Source organism: Jannaschia seohaensis (assembly GCF_900116765.1).
Lineage (GTDB): Bacteria > Pseudomonadota > Alphaproteobacteria > Rhodobacterales > Rhodobacteraceae > Jannaschia > Jannaschia seohaensis.
Genome location: NZ_UETC01000001.1, coordinates 173962 through 186866, shown reverse-complemented (window position 1 = coordinate 186866; position 12905 = coordinate 173962). Strand labels below are relative to the sequence as shown.

Here is a 12905-nt window from a genome sequence, read left to right as displayed (position 1 = left end):
AGACGGGGCGCCACCCCTTCGCATTCATGGGATGAGGACCGGGGTGCCGATACGGGCTCCGGCCGAGCAAATCGCCTAGAGAGGAACACGAAATGGCTAAAGTCATCGGCATCGACCTCGGGACCACAAACTCCTGCGTCGCGATCATGGACGGCTCGACGCCGCGGGTGATCGAAAACGCCGAAGGGGCGCGGACCACGCCCTCGATCGTCGGCTACACTGAAGACGAAAAGCTGGTCGGCCAGCCCGCCAAGCGCCAGGCCGTCACCAACCCCGAGAACACCGTCTTCGGCGTCAAGCGCCTGATCGGCCGCCGCTTCGAGGACGAGCATCTCGCCAAGGACAAGAAGAACCTCCCCTACAAGGTCGTCTCCAAGGACGGCGATGCCTGGGTCGAGATTCGCGGCGAGAAATATTCCCCCTCTCAGGTCTCCGCGCTGATCCTCCAGAAGATGAAGGACACCGCCGAGAAGTATCTGGGCGAAGAGGTCACGCAGGCCGTCATCACGGTCCCCGCCTATTTCAACGACGCGCAGCGTCAGGCCACCAAGGACGCGGGCAAGATCGCGGGCCTGGAAGTGCTGCGCATCATCAACGAGCCGACGGCCGCCGCGCTGGCCTATGGGCTCGACAAGGAAAGCTCCAAGACGATCGCGGTCTACGACCTCGGCGGCGGCACCTTCGACGTGTCCATCCTCGAGATCGATGACGGCCTGTTCGAAGTGAAGTCGACCAACGGGGACACGTTCCTGGGCGGCGAAGACTTCGACATGCGGATCGTCAACTACCTCGCCGACGAGTTCAAGAAAGAGCACGGCACCGACCTGACTCAGGACAAGATGGCGCTCCAGCGCCTGAAGGAAGCGGCGGAGAAGGCCAAGATCGAGCTGTCCTCCAGCCAGCAGACCGAGATCAACCAGCCCTTCATCTCGATGGGCGCCAACGGCCAGCCGCTGCACCTCGTCATGAAGCTGACCCGCGCCAAGCTGGAAAGCCTCGTCGCCGACCTGATCAAGCAGTCGATCAAGCCGTGCAAGGACGCGCTGAAGGATGCCGGCCTCTCGACCACCGAGATCGACGAAGTCGTCCTGGTCGGCGGCATGACCCGCATGCCGAAGGTCATCGAGGAGGTGACCAAGTTCTTCGGCAAGGAGCCGCATAAGGGCGTGAACCCCGACGAGGTCGTCGCCATGGGCGCCGCGATCCAGGCGGGCGTGCTGCAAGGCGACGTCAAGGACGTGGTCCTGCTCGACGTGACGCCGCTGTCGCTCGGCATCGAGACGCTGGGCGGCGTGTTCACCCGCCTGATCGACCGCAACACGACGATCCCGACGAAGAAGTCCCAGGTCTTCTCGACCGCCGAGGACAACCAGAACGCGGTGACGATCCGCGTTTTCCAAGGTGAGCGCGAGATGGCGGCCGACAACAAGATGCTCGGCCAGTTCAACCTGGAAGAGATCCCGCCCGCGCCGCGCGGCATGCCGCAGATCGAGGTGACCTTCGACATCGACGCCAACGGCATCGTGTCGGTCGGCGCCAAGGACAAGGCGACCGGCAAGGAGCAACAGATCACGATCCAGGCCTCGGGCGGTCTGTCGGAGGACGAGATCGAGAAGATGGTCAAGGACGCCGAGGCCAATGCCGAGGCCGACAAGGGCCGCCGCGAGCTGGTCGAAGCCAAGAACCAGGCCGAAAGCCTTGTGCACTCCACCAAGAAATCGCTGGAAGAGCATGGCGACAAGGTCGACCCCTCCACCGTCGAGGCGATCGAGCTGGCCGTCAGCGCGCTGGAAGAGGTCATGGAAGGCGACGATGCCGGCAAGATCAAGTCGGGCATCCAGAACGTCTCCGAAGCCGCGATGAAGCTGGGCGAGGCGATCTACAAGGCGCAGGCCCAGTCCGAGGGTGGCGAGGACGGGGGCGACCCCTCCGACGGCCCGTCGCGGGGCGATGACGACGAGATCCTCGATGCCGATTTCGAGGACCTGGACGACGACAAGAAGCGGGCCTGACATCCTCGGGCCCATGGAACAACGAGGCCGGCCCGTGACCCGGGCCGGCCTTTTCGTTGGAGAGAACCATGGCGAAACGTGATTACTACGAGACGCTCGGCGTCGCGCGGGGCGCCAGCGCCGACGAGATCAAGAAGGCCTATCGCAAAAAGGCGAAGGAGCTTCACCCCGACCGCAACTCCGACAACCCGAACGCCGAAGCGCAGTTCAAGGAGGCGAACGAGGCCTATGACGTCCTGAAGGACGCGGAGAAGAAGGCCGCCTACGACCGCTTCGGCCATGCCGCCTTCGAAGGCGGCATGGGAGGCGGACCGCGTCGTCCGGGCGCCGGGCCGCAGGGGCAGGGCGATTTCGCCTCGGCCTTCTCGGACGTGTTCGAGGATCTGTTCGGCGACTTCATGGGCGGCCAGCCGGGCGGCGCCCGTGGCAGTCGCACCCGCGCGGCCCGCGGCTCGGACTTGCGCTACAACATGCGCATCACCCTGGAAGAGGCCTTCACAGGCGATCAGAAGACGATCACCGTGCCGACCGCGGTCAAATGCTCCAAGTGTGACGGCAAAGGGACCGAGGGGGCCAGCGAGCCCGCCACCTGTCCCACCTGTGCCGGAATGGGCAAGGTGCGGGCGCAGCAGGGGTTCTTCACCGTGGAGCGCACCTGCCCGACCTGTTCGGGCGCGGGCCAGATCATCAAGAATCCCTGCTCCGCCTGCGGTGGCGGCGGCCGCGTCGAGAAGGAGCGGCAGCTTTCGGTCAACGTGCCCGCGGGCGTCGAGACCGGTACCCGCATCCGCCTCTCGGGCGAGGGCGAAGCCGGGTTGCGCGGCGGACCGACCGGCGACCTCTACATCTTCATCGAGGTGGAGGATCACCCGATCTTCCAGCGCGACGGGGTGAACCTTTACTGCCAGGTGCCGGTGGCGATGACCGCCGCGGCTCTGGGCGGCGAGGTCGAGGTGCCGACGATCGATGGCGGCCGGAGCCGGGTGAAGGTGCCCCAGGGCTCCCAGACCGGGCGGCAGATGCGGCTACGCGGCAAGGGCATGCCCGCGCTGCGCGGCGGCGTCACGGGCGACATGTTCATCGAACTGGCCGTCGAAACGCCGGTCAACCTCAGCCAGCGGCAAAAGGAACTGCTGCGCGAGTTCGAGAAGCTCGGCGAGGACAACAACCCGAAGGGCGACACATTCTTCCGCAAGGTCAAAGGGTTCTGGGACGATATGACCCAGTGACCGAGAGGAGGGGCGCTCAACGGCGCCCCTCTTTCGTTTCAGCGCGTCTGCGCGAAAAAGCGCATCATCTCGGCGGTGGCGTCCGGTCCGACCGGATCGGCATAGCTGCCACGCGGGTCGCCACCGGACCAGGCGTGGCCCAACCCTTCGATCTCCCACAATTCCATCCGGACCGGCGCCGCGACGGCCGAGATGGTGGCGCGACGGCCGCCACGCTCGGTCGCCGAGATGTCCGCCTGCCCCAAATGATCGGCCAGGAACGCGGCCCCGTTCGCCGGGGCGACCGTCCGATCCGCCATTCCGTGGAAGACGATGGCGGGCACCGGCAGCGGTCCCTCCGACGGGCCGCCCGCTTTCATTGCCGCGAAAGCGGAGGCCAAGTCGCGCGCCGCGCCGACCGGCAGACCCGAATGGATCGCGACGGAGCGCACGACCTCCGGGTAGCGCGCGCCCAGGATCGCCGCCATCGCACCGCCCGCCGAGAGGCCCGCGACATGGACAGGCCGGGGCGCGCCAAGACCCGCGCGGACGGACTCCGTGATCGCGACGATGGCTTGCGCCTCGCCAGAGCGGCCTTGATGCGCGGGTTCGAACCAGGACCAGCAGAGATTGGCGTTGGTCCGGCGCGTCTGCTCGGGGAAGATGACATGGGCGCCGATGGCGTCGGCTGCCGCGCAAATCGCCGTTCCGGCCGCGAAATCCTCGGGCGTTTGGGTGCAGCCGTGGAGCATCACGATCACCGGCGCCTCCGCCGCCGGCGCGGACGGAACGAAAAGACGATAGGGCAGGGCGCCTTGCTGCGAGAGCCATTCAGCGCCCGAGGGCAGGGCCGGCGCGGTGACCGGCCGACCTTCCGCCCCCGCCGCGTGCCATGCCGCCTTGCGGGGACGCACGCGCTTGCCCCGGTTCGGAGGGGCAGCAACGGCGCCGGGCAGCGCCGTCGGTATCGGGGTCACGTCCTTCATCGGCGGCTCAGGCGTGCGGCCGGCCGCGCGGTCGCGGAGGGTCCGCTGGATCTCGTCGGTCGCGGCCCCCAGGCGGCCGTCCCGGACGAGGCGAAGGATCTCGGTCATGTCGGCCATGGGGCCTCCTTGCAGGGACCGCGCGGAAGCGCGTGCTTGCGCGAGGCTATGCTGCACCGCAGAAAAAGCAAGTGCAGATGCAGCATTCAGCCCCCGACCCGGCAGGCCGCCAACAGCGCCATGTTCAGGATGTCGCTGGCCGTCGATCCGGTGGACGCGATCTGCACCGGCTTGTCGATGCCGGTCAGGATCGGCCCGATCACGGTCGCGCCGGCCATCTCCTGCATGAGCTTGACCGAGATGGAAGCGGAATGGCGGGCAGGCACGACCAGCACGTTGGCGGGGCCGGTGAGACGCGAGAACGGATAATTTGCCGCGACCTCCATGTTTAGGGCAACATCCACGGTCATCTCGCCCTCATATTCGAAATCCGCGCCGCGCGCTTCCAGCACGGCAGGCGCGTGATGCATCTTCTCGGCCCGTTCCGAGACGGGATAGCCGAAGGTCGAAAAGCTGACGAAGGCCACGCGCGGCTCCATGCCCAGCGCGCGGGCGACGCGCGCGCCGGCCTCGGCGATGGTGGCGAGGTCCTCCTCGTCGGGCCATTCATGGACCAGCGTATCGCCCATCAGCACGATCTTGCCCCGATGCAGCACGGCGGTGATGCCGACCGCCTCGGGGTTCTTGAGGATGTCGAAGACGTGATCGAGCAGACGGATGGCATGGGCGGATTTGCGCGTCGCCCCCGTGACCAACCCGTCTCCGTGATCGTGGGCCAGCATCAGCGCGGCAAAGACATGCCGGTCGCGGGTGGCGAGGCGGTGAATGTCCTGAGCGTCGTAGCCCTGCCGTTGCAGCCGCTCGTAGAGGAAGCTCTTGTAGCTATCGAGATGGCGCGTGTTCGCCGCGTTCACCACCTCCAGCTCGCGCACCGCATCAGCGAGACCCGCCGCCTCCAGCTTGGCCTTCACGTCGTCGGGCCGGCCGACCACCAGCGCCTTGCCGAACCCGCCGCGCTGATAGGCGACGGCGGCGCGCAGCACGCGGGGGTCGTCGCCCTCGGCGAAGATCATCCGGGCCTGGGCCTGACGCGAGCGGGCGCTGAGCCCTTGCAGGATCGACGCGGTCGGATCCATCCGCGCGCGGAGATCGTGGGTATAGCGCTCCATGTCGACGATGGGCCGCCGCGCGACGCCGGTATCCATGCCCGCGCGCGCCACGGCGGGCGGGATCACGTGGATCAGGCGCGGGTCGAAGGGCGTCGGAATGATGTAGTCGCGCCCGAAGGTGAGCTTGCGCCCATAGGCCATGGCGACCTCGTCGGGCACGTCCTCGCGGGCGAGCGCGGCGAGCGCCTCGGCGCAGGCGATCTTCATCTCGTCATTGATGGCGCGCGCATGGATGTCGAGCGCGCCGCGGAAGAGATAGGGGAAACCCAACACGTTGTTGACCTGGTTGGGATAATCCGACCGGCCGGTGGCGACGATGGCGTCGGGACGGATCTCGTGGGCGTCCTCCGGGGTGATCTCCGGGTCGGGGTTCGCCATGGCGAAGAGGATCGGGTTCTCGGCCATGCTCTCGACCATGGCCTGGGTAACGGCGCCCTTGGCCGAGACACCGAGAAAGACGTCGGCGCCGACCATCGCCTCCTCCAGGGTGCGCAGGTCGGTGTTGACCGCATGGGCCGACTTCCACTGGTTCATGCCTTCGGTGCGGCCCTGATAGATCACGCCCTTGGTGTCGCAGGTGATGCAGTTCTCGTGCCGCGCGCCCATCGATTTCAGCAGCTCGATACAGGCGATCCCGGCCGCGCCTGCGCCGTTGAGGACGATCTTGCACTCCTCGATCTTCTTGCCCGACAGATACAGCGCGTTGATCAGTCCCGCCGCGCAGATGACCGCCGTGCCGTGCTGGTCGTCATGGAAGACGGGGATGTCCATCTCTTCCTTCAGACGGCTCTCGATCATGAAGCATTCGGGGGCCTTGATGTCCTCCAGGTTGATGCCGCCGAACGAGGGGCCCATCAGCTTCACCGCCGAGACGAAGGCGTCGACGTCCTCGGTGTCGAGCTCCAGGTCGATGGAGTTGACGTCGGCGAAACGTTTGAAGAGCACCGCCTTGCCCTCCATCACCGGCTTGGAGGCCAGCGCGCCGAGATTGCCCAGACCCAGAACGGCGGTGCCGTTGGAGATCACGGCGACTAGGTTGCCCTTGGTCGTGTAGTCATAGGCGAGGCTCGGATCCTCGGCGATGCGCTCGCAGGGGACGGCGACACCCGGGGAATAGGCGAGCGACAGGTCGCGCTGCGTCGCCATCGCGGTCGAGGCGGTGATCTCGATCTTCCCCGGATTCGGTTCCAGGTGGTAGGCGAGCGCCTCCGAATCGGTGATCTTGCTGCGTCCGGCCATGTCGTCTCCCCCCGTGGTCGTCGGGATGGTGTAGCGGAGCGTTTCGGCCACGGGTAGGGTCCGCGAGAGGGCCGGGGGTCAAGCCGGCCCGACGGACCCTGACGCAAGCGCCGCATATCGCGCGAGAAGTTGCAGCGCGCTCCCGACTTTCCCCACAATTCGGCAAGGCATACGGGCCTTGGAGGACGGTCGCGCAGGAGATCGAAAGGGACGGGCGCATTCTTTCGGTCTCTGAATCCCTCGCCTCTGTCGCGCCCGAGGGCGGCCCGGTTCGGGAGAGACGCGGTCTGACGGCTTTCGACTTTCGGCTCCCCGTCCCGGTGAGTAGTCTCCCCGAGTTTTCCGCCGGGGGGCCGAATGACGTCTGTCACGCCGATGATGGCGCAATATCTGGAGATCAAAGCAGAGGCGCCGGATGCCCTGCTGTTCTACCGGATGGGCGATTTCTACGAACTGTTCTTCGACGACGCCGTCGCGGCGGCGGCGGCTCTGGACATCGCGCTGACCAAACGGGGCAAGCATCTGGGCGAGGATATCGCCATGTGCGGGGTGCCGGTCCATTCCGCCGAAAACTATCTTATGACGCTGATCCGAAAGGGATTCCGTGTCGCCGTCTGCGAACAGCTAGAACGCCCGGAAGAGGCGAAGAAGCGGGGCTCCAAATCGGTCGTGAAGCGCGGGATCGTGCGGCTGGTCACGCCGGGGACGCTGACCGAGGACACGCTGCTGGAGGCGCGGGCGAATAACTGGCTGGCGGCCTTTGCCGAGGTGCGGGGGCAGGGGGCGCTGGCCTGGGCGGATATCTCCACGGGGGCGTTTCACGTCGCGCCCTGCCCGCGTGTGCGGCTGGGTCCGGACCTCGCGCGGCTGGGCGCGCGAGAGGTGGTGCTGGCCGAGGGCTCGGACGCGGCGGCCGTGGTCGAGGAGTTGGGGGCGGCGGCGACGCCGCTCGGCGCGAGCGCCTTCGACAGCGGCTCGGCGGAGACGCGGCTGACGCGGCTGTTCGAGGTCGACACCCTGGCCGGGTTCGGCGCCTTCGACCGGGCGGAGCTGGGCGCGATGGGGGCGCTGGTCGAATATGTCGAACTGACCCAACGCGGGCGGCTGCCGCTGCTGCGCCCGCCCCGGCGGGAGGCGGCGTCGGAGCTGATGGCCATCGACGCGGCCACCCGGCGCAACCTGGAACTGGTGCGCGGCGCGGCGGGCGGCCGGGATGGCTCGCTGCTTTGGGCCATCGACCGGACCGTGACGGCGGGCGGCGCGCGGCTGCTGGAACGGCGCGTCTCGGCGCCCTCGGCGGTGGTCGAGGTGATCCGGGGGCGTCTGGACGCGGTGGCCTGGTGCGTCGAACGGGACGGAGAGGCAGGCCGCGCCCGCGACCTTCTCCGCCGGGTGCCCGACCTGGACCGGGCGCTGTCACGGCTGTCGCTGGACCGGGGCGGGCCGCGGGATCTGGCGGCGATCCGGGGCGCGTTGGAGGGCGCGGAGGCGCTTCACGCCGCGCTCCACGACACGGATCTGCCCCTTGATATCGCAGACCTCGTGGGGTTGGAACCGCTCCACGACCTGCTGGACCGCGCCTTGGTGGCGGAGCCGCCGATGCTGCTCCGGGACGGGGGCGTCGTGGCGGCGGGCTTCGACGCGGAATTGGACGAGGCGCGGCGCCTGCGCGACGAGGGCCGCGGCGTCATCGCCGCGCTCCAAGGACAATATGTCGAGGCCACCGGGATCGGCTCGCTGAAGGTCAAGCACAACAACGTGCTGGGCTACTTCATCGAAACGACGGCGGTCCATGCCGCGAAGATGCGCGCCGACGACCGCTTCATCCATCGCCAGACCACGGCCAATCAGGTGCGCTTCACGACCGTGGAACTGTCGGAGTTGGAGACCAAGATCCTCAACGCGGGCGGCCTCGCGCAGGAGATCGAGGCACGCATCTTCGCTTCGCTTCGCGCCGCCGTTCTGGAGCAGGCGGACGGCTTGTTCGCCGCCGCGCGCGCGCTGGCGGAGCTGGACGTGGCCGCGGCGCTGGCCGATCTGGCGCGGGGAGAAGGCTGGTGCCGCCCGGTGATCGACAGCTCCCGTGCCTTCGAGGTCACGGCGGGGCGGCATCCGGTGGTGGAGCGCGCCCTGAAGCGGGACGGCACGCCCTTCGTAGCGAACGACACCGCGCTGAGCGCCAGCGATGGCGCCGCGATCCGGCTGCTGACCGGGCCGAACATGGCGGGCAAGTCGACCTGGCTGCGCCAGAACGCGTTGATCGCCGTCCTGGCCCAGATGGGGAGCTTCGTGCCCGCGGACGCGGCGCATCTCGGCGTCGTCAGCCAGTTGTTCAGCCGGGTCGGGGCGTCGGACGATCTCGCGCGAGGGCGCTCGACCTTCATGGTCGAAATGGTCGAGACCGCAGCGATCCTGAACCAAGCCGACGACCGGGCGCTGGTGATCCTGGACGAGATCGGGCGCGGCACGGCGACCTATGACGGGCTCAGCATCGCCTGGGCCACGCTGGAGCATCTGCACGACGTGAACCGCTGCCGGGCGCTGTTTGCCACGCATTACCACGAGATGACGGCGCTCGCGTCCAAGCTGGACGGGGTCGAGAACGCGACCGTCGCCGTGCGCGAGTGGGAAGGCGACGTGATCTTCCTGCACGAGGTGCGGGCAGGGGCGGCGGACCGGTCCTATGGGGTCCAGGTGGCGAAGCTGGCGGGCCTGCCGGAAGCGGTCGTCGCGCGCGCGAGAGAGGTGCTGACGGCACTGGAAGAAGGAGAGCGCGAGGGCGGCGGCAAAGCCAAGGCGATGATCGACGACCTGCCGCTATTCCGGGCAGCCCCGCCGCCAGCGCCTGTGCCCGTGAAGGCCAGCGCGGTGGAAGCACGGCTGTCGGAAGTTCTGCCGGATACGCTCAGCCCGCGGGAGGCGCTGGACCTGGTCTATGAGCTCAAGCAGATGGCAGGGAAGGCGGGGTGACCCCCGCCCTACGGTCCGACCGGAGAGGGTATAGGGCGGGGATTTCCCCGCCTTCCCCTCAGCTGGCCGGGGTCGAGGACACGCCGACCTGCGCGGGGCGCAGCAGCCGGTCATGCAGCATGAAGCCCACGGCGGCGATCTGAATGATCTCGCCGGCCTTGGTGCCGGGGACAGGTGCCTCGAACATGGCCTGATGGACCTGGGGGTCGAACTTGTCGCCCTGTTGCGGCGCGACCAATGTGATGCCGTGCTTGGCAAACACGCCGACCAGCTCCTTCATTGTCAGCTCGATGCCTTCGCTGATGGCGCTGTTCTCTCCCGCCGCGTCCAGCGCGCGCGAGAGGTTGTCGTAGATCGGCAGCATGTCGCGGGCCAGCTTGGAGCCGCCATACTGCTCGGCCTCGGCGCGGTCGCGCGCCGCACGCTTGCGGACGTTCTCGGCCTCGGCAAGCGAACGCATGAGCCGGTCGCGCAACTCGTCGCGCTCGGCCGTGACGGCCTCCAGCTGGGCGCTCGCACGCTCCGAGGCGCGCTGCGGAGGGCCGCTTTCACCCTCTTCTTCCAGTGCGGCGTCCAGATCGAACTCCTCCATCTCCTCGGGGTCGTCGAGGAACGGGGTCTCCTTCGGGTCAGCCATGCTCAGCCTCTCGTATTCGGGCCGGACAACATTCGCCCGACCAATTGTGCCGTGTAGTCCACGATCGGGACGATGCGTCCGTAATTCAGTCGGGTGGGGCCGATGACGCCCACCGCGCCGACGATTCGTCGGTCCGCGTTCATATATGGGGAAACCACCAGAGAGGAACCCGATAGCGAGAAAAGCTTGTTCTCGGAGCCGATGAAGATGCGGACGCCTTCGCCTTCCTCGGTCAGTTGCAGGAACTCGGTTATGTCACGCTTGCGCTCCAGGTCGTCGAACAGGGTTCGGATGCGCTCCAGATCCTCGGGGTCGGCCCCCTCGGCCAGCAGATTGGCGCGGCCGCGAACGATCAGGCGATCCCCCCGGTCGCCATCGGTTTCCCAGGCGGCGAGGCCCTTGTCGATCAGATCGGCGGCGAGGCCGTCCAGTTCGGCGCGGTGGGCCTCGATCTCGGCGCCCATCAACGCACGGATGTCCGATAGGGTGCGGCCCTGGACCAGCGAATTGAGGAAATTGGCCGCCTCGCGCATCGAGGACGGGGTCTGGCCCGGGGGCGGAACGAAGACGCGGTTCTCGACATGACCATCGGCATGGACCAGCACCACCAGGGCCCGATCGGCGGCGAGCGAGACGAATTCGATATGCTTGACCGGCGCCTCGTGCTTGGGCGCGAGCACCAGCGACGCGCCCTGCGTGATGCCCGAGAGCGCGCTGCCGACCCGGTCGAGCATGGCGGCAACGTCGGATTCGGTGGCGTCCACCGTCGCCTCGATCCGGTCGCGATCCTCGTCCCCGAGCTTGGCCTCCAGCAGGCCGTCGACGAACATGCGCAGGCCCGCCTGGGTCGGGATCCGGCCGGCGGAGACATGGGGTGCCTGGATCAGGCCCAGAAACTCCAGGTCCTGCATCACGTTGCGGATGGTCGCGGCCGAGACCTTCTCGGACATGGTCCGCGTCAACGTTCGGGAGCCGACGGGATCGCCCGTGCCGAGATACCCCTCGACCACGCGGCGGAACACCTCGCGGGAGCGGTCATTCATCTCGGACAGGATCTGGGCGTTGTCGGTCATCGGCCTTTTCTATGGGGGCCCTTTTTCCATGGGGCGACTGGGATGTATTCATCTCCGCCGCCCGGGTCAATCGCGCCCTTGCGCGCAGGCCAGCGGCGCGCGAGAAGCCCGACACGCCCAGACAGCGAGGATGACGGATGAGACCTTCGGGACGCGCGCTCGACCAGATGCGGGACATCTCCATCGAGACGGATGTGACCAAGCATGCGGAGGGGTCCTGCCTGATCCGCTGCGGCGAGACCCATGTGCTGTGCACCGCGTCGCTGGAAGAGCGGGTGCCGCCCTTCCTTCGCAATACCGGCCAGGGCTGGGTGACGGCGGAATACGGGATGCTGCCGCGCGCGACCACGACGCGGATGCGGCGCGAGGCGGCGTCGGGCAAGCAGTCCGGCCGCACGCAAGAAATCCAGCGGCTGATCGGACGCTCGCTGCGCGCGGGGATCGACCGTCAGGCCCTGGGCGAGCGGCAGATCACCGTCGATTGCGATGTGATCCAGGCCGATGGGGGCACGCGCTGTGCCTCGATCACCGGCGGGTGGGTCGCGCTGCGCCTGGCCGTCAACAAGCTGATGAAGGCGGGGGACATCACCATGGACCCGCTGCTGGATCACGTCGCGGCGGTCTCCTGCGGGATCTATGCGGGGCAGCCCGTGCTCGATCTCGACTATCCGGAGGACAGCGAGGCCGGGACGGACGCCAATTTCGTGATGACAGGCGCGGGCCGGATGATCGAGGTGCAGGCGAGCGCCGAGGGCGCGACCTTCAGCCGAAACGAGTTCGAGTCGCTGCTGGCCCTGGCCGAAGCGGGCGTGGCCAACCTCGTCGCCGCACAGAAGGCGGCCGTCGCGTGAAACCGCTGGGCGACACCCTGCTCATCGCTACGCATAACGCGGGCAAGCTGGAGGAGTTCTCGGCGCTGTTCGCTCCGCTCGGGATCACCTGCCGGTCGAATGCCGATTTCGGCCTCGCGGAGCCGGAGGAGATCGAGACGACTTTCCTCGGCAACGCCCGCATCAAGGCGCGGGCCGCCGTGGCTGCCACCGGCCTCGCGGCCCTGGCGGACGACTCGGGGCTGGAAGTCGAGGCTCTCGATGGCCAGCCGGGGATCCACACCGCCGATTGGGCCGAGACACCGACAGGGCGCGATTTCATGCTGGCGATGACGCGCACCCATGACGCGCTGATCGCCCGTGCCGCGCCGCAACCCTGGCGGGCGCGGTTCCGCGCCACCCTGGTGATGCTCTGGCCCGATGGGTCCGAAGCCGTCTTCGAGGGCGACGCACCGGGGCGGCTGATCTGGCCGATCCGGGGGCAGACGGGTCATGGTTACGATCCAATGTTCATCCCGGATGGGCACGACCGCACCTTCGCCGAGATGCCCACCGAGGAGAAGAACGCGATCTCTCATCGCGCCCGGGCCATGGCGAAGCTGAAGGCAGCGCTGGACGCAGGCGCGTGACTCTGCGCCTGTGGTCGAGGGGAGCCGCGGTCGGAGAAGCGGCTACGTCGCGATGGACCCTTCTTTGCGAGTGACGCATTGCGTCACTAAACCGA

Annotated in this window: 9 protein-coding genes; 5 read left to right on the top strand and 4 right to left on the bottom strand. The window is 67.9% G+C overall.

What is annotated here, in order from left to right; all coding sequences use genetic code 11:
- Window positions 1–92: 92 nt before the first annotated feature.
- Window positions 93–2012, top strand: coding sequence for a molecular chaperone DnaK (gene dnaK, locus DTQ71_RS00885; protein WP_109562414.1), 1920 nt, complete (start codon window positions 93–95; stop codon window positions 2010–2012).
- A 68-nt stretch (window positions 2013–2080) separates the two neighbouring features.
- Window positions 2081–3241, top strand: coding sequence for a molecular chaperone DnaJ (dnaJ, locus tag DTQ71_RS00880; RefSeq protein ID WP_109562413.1), 1161 nt, complete (start codon window positions 2081–2083; stop codon window positions 3239–3241).
- Window positions 3242–3279: 38 nt separating this feature from the next.
- Here the strand turns inward: dnaJ and DTQ71_RS00875 are convergent, their stop codons facing one another.
- Together DTQ71_RS00875 and DTQ71_RS00870 are read right to left on the bottom strand one after the other, a co-directional pair.
- Entirely contained in the window at window positions 3280–4323 is a 1044-nt protein-coding gene (locus tag DTQ71_RS00875) for an extracellular catalytic domain type 1 short-chain-length polyhydroxyalkanoate depolymerase (protein WP_109562412.1), read from the bottom strand.
- 86 nt (window positions 4324–4409) lie between these two features.
- Window positions 4410–6671 carry an NADP-dependent malic enzyme gene (locus tag DTQ71_RS00870; RefSeq protein ID WP_109562411.1) on the bottom strand — a complete coding sequence of 754 codons (2262 nt, stop codon included), beginning with the start codon at window positions 6669–6671 and terminating at the stop codon, window positions 4410–4412.
- Between the two features lie 357 nt (window positions 6672–7028).
- On the opposite strand from DTQ71_RS00870, the gene mutS reads away from it, so the two are divergent.
- Window positions 7029–9641, top strand: a complete 2613-nt coding sequence (mutS, locus tag DTQ71_RS00865; RefSeq protein ID WP_109562410.1) for a DNA mismatch repair protein MutS — start codon at window positions 7029–7031, stop codon at window positions 9639–9641.
- 58 nt (window positions 9642–9699) lie between these two features.
- Here the strand turns inward: mutS and DTQ71_RS00860 are convergent, their stop codons facing one another.
- The gene (locus DTQ71_RS00860; protein WP_109562409.1) at window positions 9700–10278 is read right to left on the bottom strand and encodes a nucleotide exchange factor GrpE; all 579 of its coding nucleotides are present in this window, start codon (window positions 10276–10278) and stop codon (window positions 9700–9702) included.
- A 2-nt stretch (window positions 10279–10280) separates the two neighbouring features.
- A complete protein-coding gene (gene hrcA / locus DTQ71_RS00855; protein WP_109562408.1) occupies window positions 10281–11351 on the bottom strand; it encodes a heat-inducible transcriptional repressor HrcA in 1071 nt (356 codons plus the stop codon).
- Window positions 11352–11488: 137 nt separating this feature from the next.
- Here hrcA and rph point away from each other — a divergent pair, with 137 nt between their 5' ends.
- Entirely contained in the window at window positions 11489–12202 is a 714-nt protein-coding gene (gene rph, locus DTQ71_RS00850) for a ribonuclease PH (RefSeq protein WP_109562407.1), read from the top strand.
- Window positions 12199–12810, top strand: a complete 612-nt coding sequence (rdgB, locus tag DTQ71_RS00845; RefSeq protein ID WP_109562406.1) for an RdgB/HAM1 family non-canonical purine NTP pyrophosphatase — start codon at window positions 12199–12201, stop codon at window positions 12808–12810. Before rph ends, rdgB begins: the two co-directional genes overlap by 4 nt.
- Window positions 12811–12905: the final 95 nt, after the last annotated feature.